Raw genomic sequence first — 23,297 nt, forward strand, 5'->3', positions numbered from 1 at the left:
CATCAGTCCTCGGTCGCGAGCAGGTAGAGCTGGCGCGCCGCATCGATCGGCTTGATCTCGCCTTCGACTTCGTAGTGCCAGAAAGTCCATCCGTTGCAGCTCGGCGCGCCCTGCAGGTCCTTGCCCAGGCCGTGGATCGAGCCCGAGAGTTTGCCATGGGCGATCGAACCGTCCGCGCGCACGGTGGCGGCCCAGCGGCGCTTCTTGTCGAACAGCTCGGTTCCCGGCGCGATCAAGCCGTTTTCGACCAGCGCACCGAAGGCGACCTTGGGCGCGGTCTTGCGGCTCTGCATCGTGGTGAGCGCGCTTTCGTCCAGCGGCAGCTCTTTCGCGATCCGCTTCAGCGCCGCGTCGCGATAGCCGGCCTCGCGCTCGCATCCGATCCATTCGCGCCCCAGGCGCCTGGCCACCGCGCCGGTCGTGCCGGTGCCGAAGAACGGATCGAGCACCACATCGCCCCGCTCGGTCGTGGCCAGCAGCACGCGATAGAGCAGCGCCTCGGGCTTCTGCGTCGGGTGAACCTTGTGTCCGCCTTCCTTCAGCCGCTCGGCCCCGCCGCAGATCGGGAGGACCCAGTCGCTGCGCATCTGCAATTCGTCGTTGAGCGTCTTCATCGCGCGATAGTTGAAGTGATACTTCGCCTTCTCGCCCTGGCTCGCCCAGATCAGCGTTTCGTGCGCGTTGGTGAAGCGGGTGCCGCGGAAATTGGGCATCGGATTGGCCTTGCGCCAGACCACGTCGTTGAGGATCCAGAAGCCCAGATCCTGCAGGATCGCCCCGACGCGGAAGATATTGTGATAGCTGCCGATCACCCACAGCGCGCCGTCGGGCTTCAACACGCGCTTCGCCTCGGTCAGCCAGGCGCGGGTGAAATCGTCGTAGGCCTTGAAACTGTCGAACCGGTCCCATTCATCGGTCACGGCGTCGACATGGCTGCCGTCAGGGCGGTTGAGGTCGCCGCCGAGCTGGAGGTTATAGGGCGGATCGGCGAAGACGAGGTCGATGCTGGCATCGGGCAGCCGGCGCATCGCCTCCACGCAGTCGCCGTCGAGGATCTGGCCCAGCGGCAGCGCAGGCGCCAGCTCGCGCGGCGCAGCAACCGGCTTTGCGCCCCGCAGCGCGCGCGTCTTCGTCGTCTCGACGACCCCCATATCAGTCCCCCGTTGGCAGATTTATCCACAGGGTGAGTCCAAGCGGACTCCGCGTCAAGCACCGATTTTCGCCGGCGCCGAATCGATGGCGGGCAGCGGCTGCGGAACGAAACGAGTCCCCCACAAGATATGGAGTCCGCCCGATTCCGGCCGACTCGATATGCTGCGGGTGTTGCCCGAAGGACTCAATTTTCGCCCGAACGCGATATTGGAACCGTTGGCAGTGCCGCGGTTCGAAAATCGGACTCCGGCGCCTAGCGGACGAACAAGTCCATCTGCGCGACAGGCGCGAAGCTGCGACGGTGGAGCGGGGTCGGCCCGTGCCGGCGCAGCGCCTCGACATGGTCGCGCGTGCCATAGCCCTTGTTGCGTTCCCACCCGTAATGCGGGTGTTCGCGGGCGGCGGCGATCATCATGCGGTCGCGCCATTCCTTGGCCACGATGGAGGCGGCGGAGATCGCCGGTTCCTTCGCGTCGCCGCCGACGATAGCGCGCGCGGGCCAGCGCCATTCGGACCGTCGCCCATGCGGCGTCAGGTTGCCGTCTACCAGAACCTCGTCCGGCTCGCAGGCCAGCGCCTCGGCCAGGCGCGCGACCGCCAGCGTCATCGCCAGCATGGTCGCGCCGAAGATGTTGAGGCGGTCGATCTCGTCCACTTCGACCACGCCCACGCCCCAGGCGCAGCGCCGCCGGATCGCATCGTCGAGCCTGGCGCGCGAGGCGGCGCAGAGGCGCTTGGAATCGTCCAGCCCGGCGGGTCGCGGCTTGCACAGCGCGACGGCTGCCGCCACAACCGGGCCCGCCAGCGGCCCGCGCCCGGCCTCGTCGACGCCGATGACGAGGGGCGTGGGTCGGAAGTTATGATGGGGAGTTGCACCGAACATGACCAAGACCGCGATCCTTGCCGCCCTCCTATCGCCAGGGATGCTGTTTTCCGCAAGTTGCAGCGCCGAACCATCCGGGGAAACCGGCCCTCCGACCGCGCCCACCGCAGCCGCTGCCGGTGAACGGGTCGCCGCGCTGGACAGCGCGGATCTGCGCACCGAAGCCTTCGGCACGTTCGACGAGCCCTGGGCCGCGGCCTTCGCGCCGGGCACCGCGACCCTGTTCGTGACCGAGAAAAGCGGGACGATGAAATTCGTCGACACCGCGACCGGGCGAACCGGCACGGTCGGCGGGATGCCGGAAGTCGACTATGGCGGCCAGGGCGGCCTGGGCGACGTCGCGTTCCTGCCTTCCGAAAGCGCGGAGACCGTCGGCCGGCGCACGATCTACCTCACCTGGGCCGAAGCGGGCGAAGGCGACACGCGCGGCGCGGCGCTGGGCAAGGGGACTCTGGTCTGCGAACAGGCCGATGCCTGCGCGGTCGAAGGGCTGGAGGTGATCTGGCGCCAGCAGCCCAAGGTCACCGGCCGCGGGCACTATTCGCATCGCATCGCAATCGCGCCCGACGGGCAGCACCTCTTCCTCGCTTCGGGCGACCGGCAGAAGATGGAACCGGCGCAGGACCTGTCGAACACGCTCGGCTCGATCCTGCGGCTGACGCTGGACGGCGAGGCGGCGCCGGGCAATCCCTTCGCCGATCGCGGCAGCCCGTCCGACCAGATCTGGTCTTATGGCCATCGCAACGTGCTGGGGCTGAAGTTCGACGCGCAGGGGCGGCTGTGGGATCTCGAACACGGCCCGGCGGGCGGCGACGAGCTGAACCTGGTCGAGCGCGGGGCCAATTACGGCTGGCCGGTCGTTTCCGATGGCGAGCACTATAACGGCGACCCGATCCCCGCGCACGCAACGCGGCCGGAATTCCGTGCACCCGCAATCGGCTGGACCCCGGTGATCGCGCCGGGCGACTTCGTGTTCTATTCGGGCAGGCTGTGGCCCGAATGGAAAGGCCAGGCGATCATCGCCGCGATGAAGCCGGCGGGGATCGTGCGCGTGGCGATGGACAGCGAGAGCCCGCGCGAGGTCGCCCGCATCCCGGCAGAGAACCGGATTCGCGAAATCGTGGAAGGGCCCGACGGCGCGCTGTGGATTCTGGAAGACGGCGATGGCCGGCTGATCCGCATCGCTCCGGCCTGATCCGGCGCCGCCGGCAAAGCCCGGCCCAAGGCGAATTTGGTCGACTCCGCCGCGCGCCGCGCCTAACCGCGCGCGCCTATGGCCACGATCGTTCCCCTTGCCTCCGTCGACCCCGCGCTGGTCGAGGAACTTCTCGACCGCGCTTTCGGCCCGGATCGGCACGCGCGCACGGCCTATCGCATCCGCGAGGGGACCGAATGGCTGCCCGCGCTCAGTTTCGCCGCCGCGGACGACGCGGGATACCTGGTCGGGACGATCCAGCTCTGGCCCGTCGCGCTGACCGACCCGGCCGGGCGGGCGCACCCGATGATCATGGTCGGCCCGGTCGCGGTCGTGCCCGAGCGGCAGCAGGAAGGGTTCGGCAAGGCGCTGATGCTCGCCGCGCTCGGCGCGCTGGAGCCCGGCGCTCTGCCGCAGGTGATGATCGGCGACGCGGAATACTACGGCCGCTTCTTCGGCTTCTCCGCCGCCCCCACCGCCGGGTGGCGCTGCCCCGGCCCCTACGACCCGGCGCGGCTGCTGGTGCGGTGCGACAATCCCGCGATTCTGCCGGCCGAGGGAATGCTCGGGCCGTGGCGCGAGAGGGCCGACGCGCCCGCCGAGGATTGAGTCGCCACCGGCAATCTGCCAACGCCGGGTCACGATGCCTTACGATCCGCCTCCCGAACTCGCAGGCCTGACGCTCGACCAGATTGCCGAGCAGGTCGCGCAGCGCAAGCTGCCGCCTGTCGAACAGTGGAACCCGGAAAAGACCGGCGACAGCGCGATGCGCATCGCCGCCGACGGCACCTGGTTTCACGAAGGGAGCCCGATCGCGCGGCAGGCGATGGTGCGCGCGTTTGCCGGCCTGCTGACGCGCGACGCGCAGGGCCGGCACTGGCTCGTCACCCCGTTCGAGAAGCTGGCGATCGCGGTCGAGGACGCGGCTTTCGTCGCCACCGACGTCGTGCGGCGCGACGGGGAGCTGGCCTTCCGCCTCAACACCGACGATCTGGTGATCGCCGGCCCCGACCATCCGCTGCGCGCCGCCGGCTCGGCCGAGGAGCCGGCGATCTACCTCGGCGTGCGGCGCGGGTGCGAGGCGCGGCTGAACCGCAGCACCTGGCTCCAGCTCGCCGAAATCGCGCTGGCCGAAGGCGACGGGACGCAAGTGACGAGCGGGGGCGAGACATTCTCGCTGATGCCCGGATGAGCGCGCTGTTCGACCGGCTCCAGGCCCTGTTCGAGCAGGGTCACCGCGCCGATATCCCCGACCTGCTGTCCGACGAACGCTTCGCCGATGCGGAGCGGACGGCCGATGCCGCAGTGCTGATCGCCGTCACCGACCGCCCTTCCCCCGGCGTGATCCTGACCCAGCGCCCCGCCGGAATGCGCGACCATCCCGGCCAGGTCGCCTTTCCCGGCGGCAAGATCGACCCGGGCGAGACCGCGATCGAGGCCGCCTTGCGCGAGGCGGAGGAAGAGCTGGCGATGCGGCCGGAGCAGGTCCGCGTCGTCGGTGCGACCGACCGGTATCAGACGGGCACGGGGTTCGACATCACCCCGGTGCTGGGCGTCGTGCCGCCCGACCTGCCGCTGGTGCCCAACCCGGGCGAAGTCGCGGCCTGGTTCGAGGCGCCGCTCGATATCCTGCTCGATCGCGACAACTGGACCGAGCACGAGGTGTTCTGGAGCGGGGCAACGCGACGCTACTTCGAATACCATCACGAAGGCTTCCGCATCTGGGGTGTGACCGCGGCGATCATCGCCAACCTGTCGCGCCGGATCGAATACAGGGCGCTGTTCGATGCCTGAGACGCTGCCTGCCGCCCCCTGGACCCGGCGACCCGATCTCGCCGCGCTGGTCGCCGCGCTCGGCCCGCAAAACGTGCGCTGGGTCGGCGGCGCGGTGCGCGATACCCTGCTCGGCCATGCGGTGAACGACGTCGATGCGGCCACCCCGCTCGCGCCCGACGCGGTGATCGACCGGCTGCGCGACGCCGGCATCCGCACTGTGCCGACCGGGATAGAGCACGGCACCGTCACCGCGATCCTGCCCGAAGGGAACGTGGAAGTCACGACGCTGCGGCGCGACGTTTCGACCGACGGGCGGCGGGCCACGGTCGCCTTCGCGAGCGATTGGCGCGACGATGCCGCCCGGCGCGATTTCACCATCAACGCGCTCTACGCCGCACCCGACACGCGCGAGATCTTCGACTGGTTCGGCGGGCTCGAGGATCTCGCTGCGCGGCGCGTGCGCTTCATCGGCGAGGCGCGCGAGCGCATTCGCGAAGATCACTTGCGCATCCTGCGCTATTTCCGGTTTCAGGCCCGCTTCGGCGCGACTCTCGATCCCGAGGCCGAGGACGCCTGCAGCGAACTGGCGCCGACGCTGAAGGGCCTGTCGCGCGAGCGGGTGGCGGCCGAACTGCTCAACCTGCTCTCCCTGCCCGATCCGGCGGATACGGTGGCCCGGATGCACGCGCTCGGCGTCCTGCCGGTGGTCCTGCCCGAAGCGGGGCAGCACGGCATCGAAGCGCTTCGCCGGCTCATATCCGCCGAGCGCGAGGCGGGCATCGCGCGCGATCCGGTGCGCCGGCTGGCCGCGCTGCTCCCCGCCCTGCCCGCGGTTGCCGAAACGGTCGCCTCGCGCTTGCGGCTGTCGAAGGCGCAGCGCGAACGGATCGCCTGCGCCGCCGCGCGCACCGCCGCCGACCGCGAGAACCCCCGCGCGCTCGCCTATCGCGAAGGGCGCGAATGCGCTCTCGACCGGCTCCTGCTCGCCGGCGCGGACATTTCCGCGCTGGAGGACTGGGATGTGCCGGTGCTGCCGCTGAAGGGCGGAGAGATCGTCGCCCGCGGGGTTGCCGCCGGCCCCGATGTCGCCCGCATCCTGCGCGCGGTGGAACAAAAATGGATCGCGGAAGGCTTTCCCCCGCGCGATCGGGTGAACCGTATCGTGGAAGAGGTACTCCGAGCTTTCTGAATCTTGCTTCATCGCGGTTTAATGTCGATGACTCTATAAGGAGACTGTTGCCATCGCTTGCCTCGCTTGCGATGGAGCCGTTCGCCCTTTTTCGGGCGTATCGGGTTCCTGCTATTGCCAGCGGGGCTTGGCGCGGAAGGCGTTTCATCTCTTCCGGCGCACCCGTGTTCCAGAACGGTCGATTTCCCGCGAGCCCAGGGCGCGCGAGTCAGTATATCGGATTACACTATTACGGAGTTGAATTTATGAAGTTCTCGAAAATGGCCCTTACCGCCATCGCCGCCGCCGGCCTCGCCACGGCCGCACACGCGCAGGGCGTGTCGGTCGGCGCGACCGTCTATGGGCCGGAAGGCAACTCGGTCGGCACGATCGAAAGCGTGGCGGATGGCGTGGTGACCGTCGACACCGGCAAGCATCGCGCGCCGCTGCCCGCCAACGCTTTCGGCGAAGGCGAGCAGGGTCCGACCATCACCGTCACCAAGGCGCAGCTCAACGCCATGCTCGACGAGCAGGTCGCCGCCGCCAATGCCAAGCGCGACGCCGCGCTGGTCGAAACCGCGGCCGTGATCACTGCCGACGACCAGCAGCTGGGCGTGGTCAAGAGCGTCGAAGGCGACAACGTGATCGTCACCGGTGCCGAGACCGACCTGAACCTGCTGCGCGAGCATTTCGCCGTGAACCAGAACGGCCAGCTGATGGTCCTGTTCACCGAAGCGCAGATCGACCAGGCCCTCGCCGCGCAGACCGCCGCCGCCCAGGGCGGCCAGGGCGCAGCCGAAGGCTCCCGCTAAGACACGGGCAAGACCCGGGCTTTCATGCCGAACCGGGGCCGGTCGCGCGCAGGGCGCGGCCGGCCCTTTTCTTTTGGCGATCATCGCTCTTGCAAACCTGCGGCGGTCACAAGGCCGAAGGGAAGAGCCAGCCCTGCCTCCTGCCGAGCCCTTGCGCCCCCCTTCCCCGATCCCCGGCGAAGGCTGGGGTCTCGCGCTATCGGGCGAAGCCCTCCGCAGCCTGAGGTCCCTGCCTTCGCAGGGACACGGGCGGGGTTAGGGGGAGAGGCGCTGCACCCTAAAACCGGTTGTCCTTCGGGAAGCCCTGCGGCGGCAGGCGGCCGGCGGCGCCGCGGGCGACTTTCCACTGCCAGATCTCGTTCTCCGTCCGCGTGCGGCCGGTCTCGCCGCCCATCGTCCAGCTCAGGCCATCGGCCAGGGTGAAAGTCGTCGCGTCGCTCAGCCCGCCGTCGCGATAGCGTTGCAGCGTGACCCCCTGCCCGCGCGCGAGCATCGGCAGCTCTTCCAGGTTGAAGACCACCAGCTTGCGGTTGTCGCCGACGACCGCGACGTGATCGTGCGCATCGGCGATCTCGCGCACCACGCGCAGCTTCGCCCCGTCCTTGAGGTTGACGACCTGGCGCCCCTTGCGCGTTTCGGCGAGGATCTCGTCGGTGGCGGCGGCGAAGCCCTTGCCGGTTGTCGCGGCGAGCAGGAGCTGCCCCTTCGGCCGGTGCACGACGAGGCCGACGACCTGCGCCTCGGGATCGATGTCGATCATGTTGCGGATCGGTTCGCCGAAACCGCGCGCGCCCGGCAGCTTGTCCGCGCCGAGGGTAAAAATCCGGCCATTGTCCGCTGCGACCAGCAGCTTGTCGGTCGTCTGCGCATGGAGCGCGAAGGCCGGCCCGTCGCCTTCCTTGAACTTCCACTCGCTGTCGAGATCGGCGTGCCCTCTCGCCCCGCGTATCCAGCCCTTCTGCGACAGGATCACCGTCACCGGCTCCTTCTCGATCATCGCGTCCATGCTGAATTCGACCGCGGGGGCGGCTTCGGCGATCGTCGTGCGGCGGCGGCCGAGCGGGGTGTCTTCGCCATATTCCTTGCGCAGCGCGGCCAGATCGCGCTTCAGCCGGGTGCGCTGGCGCGCCGGGCTGCCGAGCAGCTTGTCCAGCTCGTCCTGTTCCTTCAGCAGGTCGGCTTTCTCCTGCCGCAGCTGCATTTCCTCCAGCTTGCGCAAGCTGCGCAGCCGCATGTTGAGGATCGCTTCGGCCTGGCGTTCGGTCAGGTCGAACTCGGCCATCATCACCGGTTTCGGCTCGTCCTCGGTACGGATGATCTCGATCACCCGGTCGAGGTTGAGGAAAGCGGCGATATAGCCTTCGACCAGCTCCAGCCGGCGCGCGATCTGCTCCAGCCGGTGGCGGCTGCGGCGCTGGAGCACGTCGATCTGGCTCTGCACCCAGTGAGTCAGCAGCTCCTTCAGCCCCATGACCATCGGCGTGCGGCCCATCCCGTCGGACACGTCGAGCACGTTCATGTTGAGGCCGAAGCGCGTTTCGAGGTCGCTCAGCTTGTAGAGCGATTCCTTGAGCAGTTCGGGATCGACATTGCGGCTGCGCGGGACGAAGACGAGGCGGATGTTCTCGTCGCTTTCGTCGCGAATATCCTCCAGGATCGGCAGCTTCTTGTCGGCGATGAGCTGCGCGATCTGTTCGATCAGCTTGCCCTTGGGCACCTGGTAGGGGATTTCGCTGACGACGAGCTGCCACTGCCCGCCGCTCAGCCGCGCGATCCCCGCGTCGCGATCTTCCGCGCGCTCCGCCTCCGCCGCGTGGAAGCGGGCGCGGATGCGGAAAGAGCCGCGCCCGGTCTCGTAAGCCTGCGAAATCGCCTCCGGGCTGTCGACTACCAGCCCGCCGGTGGCGAAGTCCGGCCCCTGGAACAGCTCCATCAGCCGCGCGTGCTCGACATGCGGGTTGTCGATCAGCTCCAGCGTGGCGTCGATCACCTCGGCCACGTTGTGGCTGGGGATATTGGTCGCCATGCCCACCGCGATCCCGCTGGCCCCGTTGGCGAGCAGATTGGGGAACAGGCCGGGGAAGACTTCGGGCTCGCTTTCCTCGCCGTTGTAAGTCGGGACGAAATCGACCGTCCCCTCGTCCAGCCCCTCCATCAGGCGCAGCGCGGTGCGGGTCAGGCGCGCTTCGGTATAGCGGTAGGCGGCGGCGTTATCGCCGTCGATATTGCCGAAATTGCCCTGCCCTTCGACCAGCGGATAGCGGAGCGCGAAATCCTGCGCGAGGCGCACCATCGCGTCGTAGACGCTGGCATCGCCGTGCGGGTGATACTTGCCGATCACGTCGCCGACTACGCGGGCGGATTTCTTGAAGGCCGAGGAAGGGTCGAGCTTGAGCTGGCGCATCGCCCACAGCAGCCGGCGATGAACCGGCTTCAGCCCGTCGCGCAGGTCGGGCAGCGAACGCGCGGTGATCGTCGACAGGGCATAGACGAGATAGCGTTCTTCCAGCGCCGAATCGAACGGCGCGTCGACGATCGCGTCGAAGGGATCTTTTTCGTCTTCAATGGTGGCCATGCCACTGGTCCTAGCAGCGCCACGGGCTGGCTAGAAGAGCGGAACGGCGCGCTTTCCCCACGCGTTTGGGGGGGACAACCGCAAACAGGAGACACCTTATGGCACGCGCACTTATCCTTGCCACCGACGGCTTCGAACAATCCGAGCTTACCGGCCCGCGCGACAATCTGGAACAGGCCGGCATCGAGACGACGATCGCCAGCCTGGAGGACGGCGAAATCCGCGGCTGGGACCGGAAGGACTGGGGCGAGAGCGTCAAGGTCGACCTTACCGTGGGCGAAGTCGAGGTGGGCGACTACGACGCGCTCGTCCTGCCGGGCGGCCAGATCAATCCCGACGTGCTGCGAATGGACGACGACGCGGTCGCGCTGGTCCGCCGCTTCGCGGAGGCAGGCAAGACCGTCGCGGCAATCTGCCACGCGCCCTGGCTGCTGGCCGAAGCCGGCCTGATCGAGGGCAAGACGGTGACGAGCTGGCCTTCGATCCGCACCGACCTGAGGAACGCAGGCGCGAACGTCGTCGACCAGGAGGTGGCCGAAGACGGCATCTTCATCACCAGCCGCAAGCCGGACGACATTCCGGCCTTTTCGAAAGCGATCATCGCCCGGCTCGGGGGCGAAGGCCGCCAGGCGGCCTGAGGGAGAACCTGACGGGGCGGGCGGGCGACCGGCCGCCTCGCGCTGGGTCTCGCCCCGAGGCGGTCAGATCACGCTCATATCGTGGCTTTCGGGCGGGATGCGGACTTCCAGGCCGTCCAGCTCTTCGCGCAGCAGGATCTGGCACGACAGGCGGCTGGTCCGCTGAACCCCGGCGGCGAGGTCGAGCATGTCCTCTTCCTCCTCGCTTGCTTCGGGCAGGCGCGCGAACCATTCGGCGGCGACGATCACATGGCAGGTGGAACACGCCATCTGCCCTTCGCACGTCCCCTCCAGCGGCATGCCGGCGGCCTGCGCCAGATCGAGCAGCGGCGTGCCCTCCTCCCCCTCGGCCTCGATCACCGCGCCGCGCGGCGAGACGAAGCGCACCCGCACGGTCACGCGCCTTGCGCCTCCGCCGCGGCCTCGATCAGCCCGGCACCGCGCTCGAGCTGTTCGATCGTGGTATAGCGGCCGAAGCCGATGCGGATCGCGGTCTTCGCCTGCGCTTCCGACAGGCCGATCGCCTTCAGCACGTGGCTGGTCTTGCCCGAGCCGCTGGCGCAGGCCGACCCGGCGGAGAACATGACCTCGCGGCATTCGCTCATCAGGCGGGCGACATCGAGACCTTCCCGGCGGATGTTGAGATTGCCGTGCCAGCGGGGGTCGGCGGCGCCGTTGAGCGTCCAGCCGGAGAACAGCTCACGTGCGCGGGTCCACAGCCTCTCGATATGCGCCGCGTCCTCCTCCATCCGCGCTTTCGCCACTTGCGCCGCCGCGCCGAACCCGGCGCAGAGCGCGGGGCTGAGCGTGCCGGACCGCAGGCCTTCCTGCAGCCCGCCGGTGACCTGCGGATCGAGTTCCAGCCCGTCGCGCACCCACAGCGCGCCGATCCCCTTCGGCCCGTGCATCTTGTGCGCGCTGATCGCGATCATGTCGGCGGCGGGCACGTCCATCTTGCCGCAGGCCTGGACCGCGTCGCACAGGAACAGCGCGCCGTTCCGGCGTGCCCGTTCGCTCCATTCGGCGACCGGCTGGATCGTGCCGATCTCGTTGTTGACCGCCATCACCGCGATCAGCCCGGTGCCCTCCGGCAGCGCCGCGGCGGGATCGGTCAGTCCCTCGCCATCGACCGGGATTTCGACCGCATTGCCCAGCGCCCGCGCGGTATCGCGGACCGCGGGGTGCTCGATCGCGGAAAAGGCGATGCCCGGCGCGCGATGCGGCGCCGAACCGCGCATCGCCAGGTTCACCGCTTCGCAGGCATTGCCGGTGAAGATCACCCGCCCGCCGGGCGGCAGGAGCGCGGCGACCCGCTCGCGCGCGATCTCGACCGCCGCCGCCGCCTGCCGCCCCATGCGGTGCGGGCTGTGGGGATTGGCGAAGGCCGTGCCTTCCGGCCCGTCGAGCCAGCGCAGCATCGCTTCGCGCGCCTCGGGCGCCAGCGGCGTGGTCGCCTGGTAATCGAGATAGATCATCGGCCCGCCATAGTCATTGGCAGAGCGATGTCCATGCCGCGACGAACCGCTCCAGCTCCTCGGCGGTCGTGCTCCAGCCCAGGCTGACGCGGATCGTCCGGGCGGCGATTTCGTCGGCGACGCCGAAGGCATCGAGAACGCGGCTCTTCTTCAGCGTGCCGGAGGAGCAGGCGCTGCCCGCCGAGACCGCGAAGCCCATCGCGTCGAGCCGGATCAACAGCGCCTGCGCGCTCATCGCCGGATGCGCGAGCGCGAGGATATGCGGCGCCTGCTCCTCGCCGGGCGCCACGCGAACCGCGCGGAAGGCGGCCGCGAAAGCCTCCCGCTGCGCGGCATCGGTCCGCCAGTCACCGGCCATTTCGAGCGCCGCGGCGAAGCCCATGATCGCCGGCAGGTTCTCGGTCCCCGCGCGATAGCCGCGCTCGTGCCCGCCGACCGGCTCCAGCATAGCGAAGTCGCGGACCAGCAGCGCCCCGACGCCGACCGGGCCGCCCAGCTTGTGCGCGGAGACGACCGCCATGTCGCATTCGGGCAAGGCGATCTTGCCCGCCGACTGCGCGCAATCGGCGAGCACCAGCCCGCCCGCCTGGCGCAGGCGCTCCGCCGCCGAGCCCTGTTGCAGGACAAGCGTGCCGGTTTCCGGGTTGAGCTGCTGGATCGCCACCAGAGGCCGGCCCTGCCCCGCCAGCGCCGCGTCGAGCGCGCCTGTATCCACCGCGCCATCGCGCATCGGCACCGCCTCGGCGCCGGGCGCCGCGCGGAACACGGCATCGTGCTCCACGGCCGAGACGATCCGCCGGTCCGCTTTCGCGCGCCCCAGCGCGATCGCCAGCGCCTCGCTCGCGCCCGAAGTGAAGATCGCTTCCCCTTCCCACGCCAGCGCGCGTTTGACCCGCTCGCGCGCATCCTCCAGCGCGGCCTTGGCCTTGCGCCCCTCCGCGTGGGGGCTGGAGGGGTTGGCCCAGATGGCAAAGCCGTCCGCCATCGCTGCGCGTGCCTCGGGGCGAAGCGGGCTGGTCGCGGCATGATCGAGATAGATGCGGTCGGGAATCGGGGCTCTCGTGGTCGGCGGAAAGATGCGGCGGCGATTGCGATTTTGCTCGGGCGCACTATATAGCGCGGCACCTCGCGCGCGCCAGCCGTGCGATTGTCAGCTCTAGCAGGTGCCACCCGCCCATGCCCTCAGTCATCTTTCCCGGCCCCGAAGGCCGCCTCGAAGGTCGTTTCTCTCCGCCCCCGCGCCCGCGCGCGCCCGTTGCGATGATCCTCCACCCGCACCCGCAGGGGGGCGGCACGATGAACGAGCGGATCACGCAGCGGCTTTACAAGACGTTCGTCGATCGCGGCTTCGCCACGCTGCGGTTCAACTTTCGCGGCGTCGGGCGCAGCCAGGGCAGCTTCGACAACGGGGTGGGCGAGCTGTCCGATGCCGCCGCCGCGCTCGACTGGGTGCAGTCGATCCACCAGGAAGCGCAGGTCACCTGGGTCGCGGGGGTCAGCTTCGGCGCCCTGATCGGGATGCAGCTGCTGATGCGCCGGCCCGAGATTCGCGGCTTCATCTCGATCGCGCCGCCCGCCAACATGTATGATTTCAGCTTCCTCGCCCCGTGCCCGGCCAGCGGCATTTTCGTCCAGGGCGCGGCCGACAGCGTGGTGCAGCCGGCCGCCGTCGCCAAGCTGGTGGAAAAGCTGCGGACGCAGAAGCACATCACCATCCATCACGAGGAAATCCCGCGGGCCAATCACTTCTTCGAAAACGAGATCGACGAACTGATGGCCTCGGTCGACAACTACCTCGACTTCCGCCTCGATCCCAATTGCCCGATCAAATAGAGCCGTTTTCGGCAAGGCTGAAACCGCACCGGCCCGCTGCGCGGCGCGGCTGGTTGCGCTCTGCAACCCGAAACCGTTAGGCTTCGACGCTGTAACGTTGTATCATTCCTGTCGCGGGAGGGCTTGCCCCGGCCTCGTCCGAGGGCGAACCGGAGAGAGGAGTGTCCCGATGGCCTATATCGATTCCCGTTCGCGGAACGACCGCATCAAGTCGGTCGCCGGCGTGGTCGCCGTTCATGGCGCGCTCGGCTATGCCTTGCTGGTCGGCTTGCAGGCGAGCGGCGTCATAGAGGAGGTGCCGACGCTGATCGGCGAAACGATAACCGAAGTGCCGGTGGCCCCGCCGCCCGAGCCCGACCCCGCGCCGTCCGCCGACGACCCGGCCCCGTCGACCAACCCGGCAACGGCGCCGACACCCACGATCGACCTGCCCGACACCCGCCCCGACATCGCGGTGATCGATATCGAGCTGCCGCCGATCGCGCTCGACAACGAGATCGTGCCGCTGCCCACCCCTGCGCCCTCGCCCGGCCTCGGTGCGGGGCAGGAGCCGGTCGCGGCGAGCCCGCGCAACGATCCGGCAGGCTGGGTGACGCAGGGCGATTATCGCGCTTCGTGGATCAACCGCGAGCTGACCGGCATCGCGCGCTTCCGGCTGGACATCGGGGCTGACGGGCGGGTGCGGAGCTGCACGATCACCGGCTCCAGCGGCCATGCCGAACTCGACCGCGCGACCTGCGACCTGGTGACGCGGCGCGCCCGGTTCGAACCGGCGCGCGGCGTCGACGGCAGCCGGGCGCCGGGCAGCTACAGCAGCGCGGTATCCTGGCAGATCCCGAACTGAGATAGCGATCCCGCTATTCGGCGGCGCGCTGCTCGATCCTGTCGAGCGGGGCGTCGCCGTCCGACGTCGGCACGGTCCAGATCGCGACATTGGCGAAACAGACCAGCGCGAGCACGACCATCAGCAGCGCCTGCTTCGCCGATCCGCCTTTGCGCCACAGGACGAAGGCGCCCGCCAGCAGCGCGAAGCCGGCCAGCATGACGATGGAAAGCACGGCGCCCATCGCGATCAGCCGCGCAGCTTGCCGGCCATGCCGATGATGTCGTCGAGCGGATTGCCGTCGCCGTCGAAATCGAGCATCGCACCGATCCCGCCCGGTCCGCCGCCCGCGGCCGCACCGCCGGACCGGCGCCCGCCACCCAGCATTCCGCCCAGGATATTGCCGAGGATTCCCCCGCCGCCGCGCCCCGCGGCCGGGCGCGTGCCGCCCCCGCCCGCCTGCGAGGAAAGGTATCCGCCCACCAGCATGGCGAGGATCGGCAGCATCTTCTTGAGCAGCGCCGGGTCCAGCCCGCTCTGCTGCGAGGCGTGGCCGGCCACCTGGCGGCTCACGTCCTTCGAGCCGAAAATCTGCCCCAGAACGTCGTTGCCGCGCGAAACGTCGGTCGGCTGCGGGCCGAGCACGTTTTCCATCAGGCCGCTGCCGCCGAGGCTGCCGAGCATTCCGACGAGGTCGCCGATCCCGCCCGAGCCTGCGCCCCCCGCCTGGCAGCGTTTGCGAAATCCCCCCAGGATGGCGGGAAGGAGCGATTCGGCGCCGTTTGCCGCCTGCGCCTCGCTGATGCCCAGCTGATCGGCCATCGCGCTCAGGCCGCCGCTCTGGCGCAGTGCATCGAGCATGTTCATTCACCGGCTCCTTGTCTAACCTGTCGTGGCGGTCGTAGAACCGCAAGCCGCAGCTTAGGGCGTTCGGATGACCGGGAAAAGTCATGAACGAGTCTCATCCGCGCCCTAGTTTGCAACAGGGCATCCGACGGGTCGGATGCGATAGAGGAGTTCGAACAGCCATGGGTATTTTCAGTTCGATCAAGAAGGCGATCTTCGGCGGCGACGACGACAAAGACGCGAAGCCGGCGACCACCGCCACCACCGCCGCCCCTGCGCCGAGCCAGCCCGCACCGCAGCCCCGCGCCATCGACGAAGTCGACGTGGCCGCGCGGCTGGACGCCATGCCGGGCGCCGACAAGCTCAACTGGCGCACCTCGATCGTCGACCTGCTGAAGCTGATCGGCATCGATTCGAGTTACGAGAACCGCAAGGAGCTGGCGCAGGAGCTTGGCAACACCGACTATTCCGGTTCGGCCGAAGACAATATCCTGCTGCACAGGCAGACGATGCGCGAGCTGGCGAAGAACGGCGGCAAGGTACCGGCCGAGTTCCTCGACTGATTTGCCCGACGAGGCGTTTGACACCCGCGAGCGGCGGGGCCAGACATCGGGCATGACCCACATCACGACTTCGATCACCCGTCGCCAGGCCCTCGCCGGGCTTGGCGCGGGTGCCTCGCTGGTCGCGCTCGGCGGTTGCCAGCGCGCCCTTACCGCTCCCGCCACCCCTGCCGCCGCTCCCGCAAGCGAGGCCGGCGCGGCAATGCTGGAAGACATTGCCTACAACCTCCTCGCGCACGAGCCGGAGCGGGCGACCGGGCTGGGCGTGGACACGGGGCCCCATGCCGCCTTGCGCGCCCGGCTGGAGGATCAGTCGCCGGCGGGCCAGCGGGCCTATGCCGAAACGCTGCGCGCCGACCTCGCCCGCGTGCGCGCCTACGACACCGCCGCGCTCGACGCCGATACCCGGACCAGCTTCGAAGTGGTCGAAAGCGCCTATAGCACCGCGCTCGACGGGTTCGCCCTGCCCTATGGCGATGTCGCGGTGGGAAGCTGGCGCAATTCGCCTTACGTCGTGATCCAGAACGTCGGCACGTACATCGACATGCCGCGCTTCATGGACACCACGCACCCGGTGCGCGACGCCGCCGATGCCGAGGCCTATCTCGCGCGGCTGGAGGCGCTGCCCGCCGTGCTCGACGGAGAGCTGGCGCGCATCCGGCAGGCGCGCGCGATGGGCGTGGTGCCGCCCGATTTTCTGCTCGACAAGGCCATCGCGCAGATGGAGCAGACGATCGCCGAAACCGCGCAGGGCGGCGTGCTGGTCGACTCGCTGGCCGAGCGCACGCGGGAGGCGGGGATCGCGGGCGACTGGCGCCGGCAGGCCCACGCCCTCGTCAGTGGCCCGGTGACCGCGGCGCTGCGCCGCCAGCTGGCGGAGCTGCGCGCCGAACGCGCCGTGGCCGGTTCCGACGCCGGCATGTGGGCGCAGCCGCGCGGCGACGAATGGTACGCCTGGGGCCTGCGCGCCGCGACCACGACAACGCTCTCGCCCGACGAGATCCACCGGATCGGCCTCGACGAACTGGCCGCGCTGCACGGGCGGATGGATCCGATCCTGAAAGAGATCGGCTATACCACCGGCACCGTGGGCGAACGGATGCGCGCCCTGGCGGAAGACCCGCGCTACAAGTTCGCGAAAGGCGATCCGGGGCGGAAGGAAATCATGGATTTCATCCACGAGCGGATTGCATGGATCAAGTCGCAGATGCCGCGCGCGTTCGACACGCTGGTCGATCCCAACCTGGAAGTGCGCCGCCTCCCGCTCGCCGAAGAACCCGGGGCGCCGGGCGCCTATGGCGGCGCGGGGAGCAAGGACGGTTCGATCCCCGGCCGGATGTGGATCAACCTGCGCACGACCGACCTGCACCGCAAATACGACCTCGCCGACCTCACTTATCACGAGACGATCCCCGGCCATGTGTGGGAAGGCGAATATTCGAACCGCCTCCCGCTGATCCGCTCGATCCTGTCGTTCAGCGCTTTCTCCGAAGGCTGGGCGCTCTATGCCGAGCAGATCGCCGACGAGCTGGGCGCCTACGACGATTTCAAGGTCGGCCGCCTCGGCTATCTGCAAAGCCTCGCCTTCCGCGCCTGCCGGCTGGTGGTCGACACCGGGCTGCACCACAAACGCTGGACGCGCGAACAGGGGCGGCAGTTCTTCGTCGAGCGCAACGGTTCGAAGCCCGACGAAGTGGCAAGCGAAGTCGACCGCTATTGCTCGTGGCCGGGCCAGGCCTGCGGCTACAAGATCGGCCACAGCGAGATCGTGCGCCAGCGCGAGCGGGCGCAGGCCGCGCTCGGCAACGCCTACGATTTCAAGGCGTTCAACGACGCCGTCGTCCTGGGCGGCAATGCCCCGCTGGATGTCATGGCGAAGAACGTCGGCCGCTATATCCAGCGCGCGGGCGGCTGAACGACGGCATCCTCCCCGTCCCGACGCGGGCCGGGACCTCGGCTATCGGTCGAGACGGAACCGGCCCGGTCGGTATCCGGCAGGCATTGGCTGTTATGGTTTGCGCGTATGGGAAGGCATCCGGCGGCGAGCCCGGACGGTAACGCCTTGAAAGTGCCGGGAGTTTTTCCGGCAAGGGAACCGCGCGGCCGGCGCAGCACCAGAGTGTGCGCACGAATGGGGCAGGCGGGCGGGGATTTGTCCTGTCTGCGAACGGCCGGTGTACGCCCATCCCGCGGCGCGTCCGGCTCGGCTCTGTTCCCGTCGATCGGCAGGCCGGGGGGCAAGAGCTCGCGCACAGTCCCGTCCGGCCTTGCGGCTGATCCGCCGCACCACCGTTGCCCGCTCCGCCGTTCGGGGAGAGCCCGCCCGAAGAAGGGGGCAGGGTGCCCGAGGGCGCGTGGGCGCACATCCGATCGCGGGCTTCCGGCTGCGGTTCGGGTCGAGCTCGACGGTCTGACCATGACCGCCCGCCCACGCGCACCTGCGCCGGCCGCGTCGCCGCCCGGCCACTGTGGGCAGCCGGACAGCGAAGGAGGGAGGCAAGCCGGTCTCGCCCGCTCCCGGTCCTTGTTGCCCCTGTGAGGTGCAAGGGCGGGCATCACATAACCTAAATGGTTATGAATGTCAAGATGGAAAACCACCGGTGCATCTTCTTCGCCGCCGATCCCCTGCGCAGGCAGGGGTCTCAAGCCGCTGGCGCTCCGCCCGATAGCCTGAGACCCCCGCCTGCGCGGGGGATCGGAATGGGTGGTCTCGGGCTGCAGGTGTTCTGCCCGACAGCGTGAGGCCCCTGCCTTCGCAGGGGATCGGGATGGGGGCGCGGCGGGCTAGCCGCCGGTGGCGCTGACGCCGAGGAAATCGGGCTGCGGGCCGTTCCATTCGCCCGGCGGAACCGGCGCGTCCGGTTCGTCGCGGCGGCTGCGGCGGCCTTCGGGCCGCTCCCCGCGCGCGGCCGGCTTGGCGCGGCGCGGCTTTGCCGGGGCGCGTTCCTTGCCGGGGCCGTTCTCGCGGGCCGGTTCCGGCGCATCGTCGTCGCGCGCGCGGCGGGCGCGGCGCGGCTTCTTCTCGTCGCGCGCGGCGCTCTCGCCGTCGTCGCGCGGCGCGGGCGCGAGTTCGACCCGCACGTCCTTCTTCCCAAACACGGGAATTTCGGCGCCGGTCAGCTTCTCGACATTCGCGATCGCCTCGGCATCTTCGTCCGCGACCAGAGTGAAGGCGCGGCCCTTGGCCCCTGCCCGCCCCGTCCGGCCGATCCGGTGAACGTAGTCGTCGGGATGCCAGGGCGTGTCGAAATTGAATACGTGGCTGACGCCCTTGATGTCGAGGCCGCGCGCGGCGACGTCGCTGGCGACGAGAATGTTCACCTCGCCCGCCTTGAACCGGTCCAGTTCGCGCAGGCGGCTGGTCTGGTCCATGTCGCCGTGGATCTCTCCGCTGGCGAAACCGTGGCGCTGCAAGCTCTTGTTGAGTTCGCGCACGGTGGTCTTGCGGTTGGCGAAGACGATCGCGGTTTCGACCAGGTCGTTGCGCAGCAGCCAGCGCAGCGTCTCGCGCTTCTGGCGGGTCTTCACCGGCACCTTGAACGCGGTGATATCCTTGTTCGTGCTCGCCGCGCGGCTCACCTCGATCCGCTTGGGATTGTCGAGGAACTTCTTCGCCAGCTTTTCGATCGGCGGCGGCATCGTCGCCGAAAACAGCATCGTCTGGCGGGTTTCGGGGAGCTTGGAACAGATGAACTCGATATCGGGGATGAACCCCATGTCGAGCATCCGGTCCGCCTCGTCGATCACCAGCAGCTCGCACCCGTTGAGCAGGATCTTGCCGCGTTCGAACAAGTCCATCAGGCGGCCCGGCGTCGCGATCAGGACATCGACCCCGTCGTTGAGCGCCTTGACCTGATCGCCCATCTGCACGCCGCCGATCAGCAGCGCCATCTTGAGATCGTGATTGACGCCGTATTTCTCGAAATTTTCCGCCACCTGGGCGGCGAGTTCGCGGGTCGGCTCCAGAATCAGGCTGCGCGGCATCAGCGCGCGGCGGCGGCCGCTGGCGAGGATGTCGATCATCGGCAGCACGAAGCCGGCTGTCTTGCCGGTGCCGGTCTGGGCGATGCCGATGATGTCCTTCATCATCAGCACGGGGGGAATGGCCTGCGCCTGGATCGGCGTCGGCTCGCTGTAACCGGCGGCTTCGACCGCCTTGAGCAATTCGGGTGATAGGCCGAGATCGGCGAAAGTCATGCGGTAGGTGCTGTCCGGGTCATTGGCAAAAGCCAGGCAGGCGCGCTTCGCACCTGCACAATCGCCGCGCCCTTTGCGCGGCGCGCGGCGAAAAGTCAAGAAAAGCCCGCATCCGGGCGAACGGCGGCGTCAGTCGCGCACGGCCACAAGCTGGTGCAGCTTCTGCACTTCGCATTTGGCCCCGTTGCGCGACTGCAGCTTGTCGCGGTCGACGCAGAGCTTCCCGTCGGGATTCCGCTCCACGTAGAACCCCGAGTAGAAATCGCGCGCAAAGCACGACCGTTCGAGGCGCGCGGCATAGACCCGCCGGTCGCGCATGTAGAACATCAGCCGGTTGTCGCGCGACGGCTGAACCGCGCCGATCGCCGCCACCGCCAGGCATTCGCCCGCCTCGCGCTCGATCACCCGCGTGTCGCGCGCCGGCGACGCGGCGAACGACGACATGTCCTGCCGGCCGGGGGCGCCGCGCGGGCCGATGCGGATGATGACGCGCTGCTCTATGCGCACCTGCCGCTGGACCGGAGTGCGGTAGACCGCCTCCAGCGCCAGCCAGCCCGGCGCGCCTTCGCCCGGCGTCGCGCCCTCGGCCGCTTCCGGCAGCAGCCGGCCGTCGGGAACACCCGCGGGAAGCGGCGGCGCGAACAACAGCAGGAGCGGCGAAAGGATAACAGCAGGGCTGGTCATCGGTGCAGGTCGCTGTCTCCGTACGATCGGCTCGGGAAGGCGTCCATGACGCCATATTCGCCCTTCCTGCCTAGAGCAAACGCTTGAATGCAGGCTTAATCCGACGGCCCGCCGCGGCAAGCATGTGGCATCGGGAATGCAGGCTGTGCCATAAGGGCGCCATGCGCGACCCCGATTCCTTCCTCGCCGGCGCGGCGGACCTGCTCGGCGAGCGCGGCTTCACGCGCGACCCGGAACTGATGAGCGCCTGGCTGACCGACTGGCGCGGCCGCTATACCGGCCGGGCCCTCGCCATGGCCTCGCCCGCCTCCACCGGCGAAGTTTCCGCGCTGATGCGCCTGTGCGCGCGGCATCGCGTGCCGGTCGTGCCCCAGGGGGGCAACAGCGGCATGTCGGGCGGCGCCACGCCCGACGACAGCGGCGAGGCGCTGGTCCTCTCGCTGCGCCGGATGGACGCGATCCGCGCCATCGACCGCGATGCCCGCCAGGCGGTGTGCGAGGCGGGCGTCGTCCTGCAGACGCTGCACGAGGCCGCCGCCGCCGAACGCCTGCGATTTCCGCTGACGCTGGGGGGCAAAGGCTCGGCGACGGTCGGCGGGCTGATCGCGACCAATGCCGGCGGCACGCAGGTCCTACGCCACGGCACGATGCGCGCGCAAGTGCTGGGGCTGGAAGCCGTGCTGGCCGATGGCAGCGTGTTCGACACGCTCACCCCGCTGAAGAAGGACAACCGCGGTTTCGACCTCAAGCAATTGCTGATCGGGTCCGAAGGGACGCTGGGCGTCGTCACCGCGGCGACGCTGCGCCTCCTGCCGGAGATCGGCGGGCGGGCCGTCCTCTGGGCCGGGCTCGATTCGATTTCCGACGCGCGCCGCCTGCTCCTCCATTGCGAGGCGCATGCCGGCGAGGAGCTGGAAGGGTTCGAGGTGATCCCCGCGCATTGCCTCGCCGCCGTGCTGGACCACCTGCCCGATGCGCGCAGCCCGCTCGCCGGGCAGCATCGCTGGCACGCGCTGATCGAGCTGGTGGCCGGGCCGGACGACGCCGATCGCCTGGTCGGCCTGGCCGAAAGCATGCTGGCCGAGGCTTTTCGGGCGGGCCTGGTGGAAGACGCGACGATCGCCGCCAACGAAAGCCAGGCGGAACGGTTCTGGCTGCTGCGCGATTCGATCTCGCCGGCCGAGCGCGCGATCGGGCCGGCGATGCAGCACGATATCTCGGTCCCGGTCGAACGCATGGCCGCTTTCGTCGAACAGGCGGTGCCCGATGTGGAGGCGCGCTTCCCCGGCACGCGCGCGGTCGCCTTCGGCCACCTGGGCGACGGCAACGTCCATTTCCACGTTCTCGCCCCGCCCGGCGCCCGGCGCGGCGAGTGGGAAGAAGGCGACGGCAAGCGGATCAGCGCTTTCGTGCACGACCTGGTGACCGGCTGGGGCGGCTCGATCAGCGCCGAACACGGGATCGGGCAGATGAAGCGCGACGAACTGGAGCGCCTCGGCGACCCGGTCGCACTCGCCGTGATGCGCAGCGTCAAGCAGGCGCTCGACCCCCACGGCCTGCTCAATCCGGGCAAGCTCGTTACGCTTGCACCGACGGCGTCCAGCAACTAAGCGCGGCGACGCGCGGGGGCCGATCCCTGCCGAGCCGACATTCCTAGCGATCCGGAGAGAGTTCATGGCCAGCGCGCCGCAGCCCAACCTACCCCTGTTCTACAACGACCTGATGCCGCTCAACAGCCGCGATCATGCGAAGTGGCACACGCGGACGATCGAATCCGCCAAGTGGCTTTCCGGCCAGCACGCGATCCCGCTAACCGTGGACGAATTCGTCCAGGCGCAGCGCGATTTCCCGATCGTCTTTTCGTCCGGCGAGAATCCGCTGCCGCTGGCGCTGATGGGCCTCAACGAAGGGGTGAACACTTTCGTCGACGAAGAAGGCAAAGTGAACGACCCGATCTATCTGCCGGCCTATATCCGCCGCTATCCCTTCATGCTCGCTCGCCTCAATCAGGATTCGGACGAATTGTCGCTGTGCTTCGACCCGACGACCGAAGCGGTCGGCGAGTTCGCGGAAGGCGAGGCGCTGTTCGACGGGGAGAGCAAGCCGACCGCCGCGACCCAGCGGATCCTGGAATTTTGCCAGCATTTCGAGGAAGCCGGCCAGCGGACGAAGAATTTCGTCGACGAGCTGAAGAAGCACGAACTGCTGATGGACGGCGAAATCGCCATCACCCTGCAGGACAACCCCGACAACCCTTACGTCTATCGCGGTTTCCAGATGGTCAATCAGGAAAAGCTGCGCGAGGTGCGCGGCGACGTTCTGCGGACGTGGAACCAGAACGGCCTGCTCCCGCTCATCAACGCGCACCTGTTCTCGCTCGATCTGATGCGCGCGATCTTCGCCCGCCAGCAGCAGCAGGGCAAAGGGCCCCAGATCGCCGCCGCGGCCAGGAACTGAGCCGGCGACGAAACGATCTTCCAGGGCGCCGGCGGGGGTTGAAACGGCAAACACCGGCACCTAGATTGTCCTCGTCGGGACGGCACTCCCCCCTCATGGCCTCCCGATTGGTGCACTTCGGTGCACCTCCTCCCTGAACCTTGGCCACCTCGTGCATTTTCGCACGAGGTGGTTTTTTCTTGTCCGGCGCCGCTGGAGTCGTTTTCCATGAGACGGCACC

General features: G+C 68.9%; 23 protein-coding genes. 13 read left to right on the plus strand and 10 right to left on the minus strand.

Annotated elements, in window-relative coordinates; translation table 11 throughout:
* Nucleotides 1-2: 2 nt before the first annotated feature.
* Entirely contained in the window at nt 3-1,151 is a 1,149-nt protein-coding gene (locus V5F89_RS13790) for a site-specific DNA-methyltransferase (RefSeq protein ID WP_338446201.1), read from the minus strand.
* A 254-nt stretch (nt 1,152-1,405) separates the two neighbouring features.
* Complete coding sequence (locus tag V5F89_RS13795) at nt 1,406-2,035, minus strand: ribonuclease HII (protein ID WP_338446202.1); 630 nt, start codon at nt 2,033-2,035, stop codon at nt 1,406-1,408.
* Here V5F89_RS13795 and V5F89_RS13800 point away from each other — a divergent pair.
* From V5F89_RS13800 to V5F89_RS13825, 6 genes are all read left to right on the plus strand, one after another.
* Nucleotides 2,034-3,230 carry a PQQ-dependent sugar dehydrogenase gene (locus V5F89_RS13800; protein WP_338446203.1) on the plus strand — a complete coding sequence of 399 codons (1,197 nt, stop codon included), beginning with the start codon at nt 2,034-2,036 and terminating at the stop codon, nt 3,228-3,230. The two genes, V5F89_RS13795 and V5F89_RS13800, sit on opposite strands and share 2 nt — an antisense overlap.
* A gap of 78 nt (nt 3,231-3,308) precedes the next feature.
* Nucleotides 3,309-3,839, plus strand: coding sequence for an N-acetyltransferase (locus V5F89_RS13805; RefSeq protein ID WP_338446204.1), 531 nt, complete (start codon nt 3,309-3,311; stop codon nt 3,837-3,839).
* A 34-nt stretch (nt 3,840-3,873) separates the two neighbouring features.
* Nucleotides 3,874-4,422, plus strand: coding sequence for a DUF1285 domain-containing protein (locus V5F89_RS13810; protein WP_338446205.1), 549 nt, complete (start codon nt 3,874-3,876; stop codon nt 4,420-4,422).
* Nucleotides 4,419-5,024: a CoA pyrophosphatase gene (locus V5F89_RS13815; protein WP_338446206.1), complete on the plus strand. Its 606-nt coding sequence runs from the start codon at nt 4,419-4,421 to the stop codon at nt 5,022-5,024. The genes V5F89_RS13810 and V5F89_RS13815 overlap by 4 nt, the downstream gene beginning before the upstream one ends.
* Nucleotides 5,017-6,195, plus strand: coding sequence for a CCA tRNA nucleotidyltransferase (locus tag V5F89_RS13820; RefSeq protein ID WP_338446207.1), 1,179 nt, complete (start codon nt 5,017-5,019; stop codon nt 6,193-6,195). Before V5F89_RS13815 ends, V5F89_RS13820 begins: the two co-directional genes overlap by 8 nt.
* A gap of 245 nt (nt 6,196-6,440) precedes the next feature.
* On the plus strand, nt 6,441-6,986 hold the full coding sequence (locus V5F89_RS13825; RefSeq protein ID WP_338446208.1) for a hypothetical protein: 546 nt from the start codon (nt 6,441-6,443) through the stop codon (nt 6,984-6,986).
* A 277-nt stretch (nt 6,987-7,263) separates the two neighbouring features.
* Here the strand turns inward: V5F89_RS13825 and parC are convergent, their stop codons facing one another.
* The gene (gene parC, locus V5F89_RS13830; RefSeq protein ID WP_338446209.1) at nt 7,264-9,561 is read right to left on the minus strand and encodes a DNA topoisomerase IV subunit A; all 2,298 of its coding nucleotides are present in this window, start codon (nt 9,559-9,561) and stop codon (nt 7,264-7,266) included.
* Between the two features lie 98 nt (nt 9,562-9,659).
* Here parC and V5F89_RS13835 point away from each other — a divergent pair, with 98 nt between their 5' ends.
* Nucleotides 9,660-10,199, plus strand: a complete 540-nt coding sequence (locus V5F89_RS13835) for a type 1 glutamine amidotransferase domain-containing protein (protein ID WP_338446210.1) — start codon at nt 9,660-9,662, stop codon at nt 10,197-10,199.
* A 63-nt stretch (nt 10,200-10,262) separates the two neighbouring features.
* Here the strand turns inward: V5F89_RS13835 and V5F89_RS13840 are convergent, their stop codons facing one another.
* Genes V5F89_RS13840 through V5F89_RS13850 form a run of 3 tightly spaced genes read right to left on the minus strand, consistent with a single transcriptional unit; the run spans nt 10,263 to nt 12,713 of the window.
* Nucleotides 10,263-10,592 (minus strand): 2Fe-2S iron-sulfur cluster-binding protein, encoded by a 330-nt coding sequence (locus V5F89_RS13840; RefSeq protein ID WP_338447586.1) that lies wholly within the window; start codon nt 10,590-10,592, stop codon nt 10,263-10,265.
* A gap of 2 nt (nt 10,593-10,594) precedes the next feature.
* Complete coding sequence (locus V5F89_RS13845) at nt 10,595-11,674, minus strand: cysteine desulfurase family protein (protein WP_338446211.1); 1,080 nt, start codon at nt 11,672-11,674, stop codon at nt 10,595-10,597.
* A gap of 13 nt (nt 11,675-11,687) precedes the next feature.
* A complete protein-coding gene (locus V5F89_RS13850; protein ID WP_338447587.1) occupies nt 11,688-12,713 on the minus strand; it encodes a cysteine desulfurase family protein in 1,026 nt (341 codons plus the stop codon).
* A 137-nt stretch (nt 12,714-12,850) separates the two neighbouring features.
* Here V5F89_RS13850 and V5F89_RS13855 point away from each other — a divergent pair, with 137 nt between their 5' ends.
* Both V5F89_RS13855 and V5F89_RS13860 read left to right on the plus strand, forming a co-directional pair.
* Nucleotides 12,851-13,507 (plus strand): alpha/beta hydrolase, encoded by a 657-nt coding sequence (locus V5F89_RS13855; RefSeq protein WP_338446212.1) that lies wholly within the window; start codon nt 12,851-12,853, stop codon nt 13,505-13,507.
* 169 nt (nt 13,508-13,676) lie between these two features.
* Nucleotides 13,677-14,351: a TonB family protein gene (locus tag V5F89_RS13860; RefSeq protein WP_338446213.1), complete on the plus strand. Its 675-nt coding sequence runs from the start codon at nt 13,677-13,679 to the stop codon at nt 14,349-14,351.
* Between the two features lie 13 nt (nt 14,352-14,364).
* Here V5F89_RS13860 and V5F89_RS13865 read toward each other — a convergent pair whose 3' ends face one another.
* Nucleotides 14,365-14,574 carry a hypothetical protein gene (locus V5F89_RS13865; RefSeq protein WP_338446214.1) on the minus strand — a complete coding sequence of 70 codons (210 nt, stop codon included), beginning with the start codon at nt 14,572-14,574 and terminating at the stop codon, nt 14,365-14,367.
* A 5-nt stretch (nt 14,575-14,579) separates the two neighbouring features.
* Complete coding sequence (locus V5F89_RS13870) at nt 14,580-15,197, minus strand: DUF937 domain-containing protein (protein ID WP_338446215.1); 618 nt, start codon at nt 15,195-15,197, stop codon at nt 14,580-14,582.
* Nucleotides 15,198-15,358: 161 nt separating this feature from the next.
* Between V5F89_RS13870 and V5F89_RS13875 the strand changes: the two genes are divergently transcribed.
* Together V5F89_RS13875 and V5F89_RS13880 are read left to right on the plus strand one after the other, a co-directional pair.
* A complete protein-coding gene (locus V5F89_RS13875; protein ID WP_338446216.1) occupies nt 15,359-15,739 on the plus strand; it encodes a DUF3597 domain-containing protein in 381 nt (126 codons plus the stop codon).
* Nucleotides 15,740-15,791: 52 nt separating this feature from the next.
* Nucleotides 15,792-17,654, plus strand: a complete 1,863-nt coding sequence (locus tag V5F89_RS13880; protein WP_338446217.1) for a DUF885 domain-containing protein — start codon at nt 15,792-15,794, stop codon at nt 17,652-17,654.
* Nucleotides 17,655-18,523: 869 nt separating this feature from the next.
* Here the strand turns inward: V5F89_RS13880 and V5F89_RS13885 are convergent.
* Nucleotides 18,524-19,936: a DEAD/DEAH box helicase gene (locus V5F89_RS13885; protein WP_338446218.1), complete on the minus strand. Its 1,413-nt coding sequence runs from the start codon at nt 19,934-19,936 to the stop codon at nt 18,524-18,526.
* Nucleotides 19,937-20,065: 129 nt separating this feature from the next.
* Entirely contained in the window at nt 20,066-20,620 is a 555-nt protein-coding gene (locus V5F89_RS13890) for a hypothetical protein (protein WP_338446219.1), read from the minus strand.
* Nucleotides 20,621-20,781: 161 nt separating this feature from the next.
* Between V5F89_RS13890 and V5F89_RS13895 the strand changes: the two genes are divergently transcribed.
* Nucleotides 20,782-22,230, plus strand: a complete 1,449-nt coding sequence (locus tag V5F89_RS13895; RefSeq protein ID WP_338446220.1) for an FAD-binding oxidoreductase — start codon at nt 20,782-20,784, stop codon at nt 22,228-22,230.
* Nucleotides 22,231-22,294: 64 nt separating this feature from the next.
* Nucleotides 22,295-23,077: a SapC family protein gene (locus V5F89_RS13900; protein ID WP_338446221.1), complete on the plus strand. Its 783-nt coding sequence runs from the start codon at nt 22,295-22,297 to the stop codon at nt 23,075-23,077.
* The last annotated feature ends 220 nt before the right edge of the window (nt 23,078-23,297 follow it).

The organism is Pelagerythrobacter marensis (genome assembly GCF_036700095.1).
GTDB classification, from domain to species: domain Bacteria; phylum Pseudomonadota; class Alphaproteobacteria; order Sphingomonadales; family Sphingomonadaceae; genus Pelagerythrobacter; species Pelagerythrobacter marensis_A.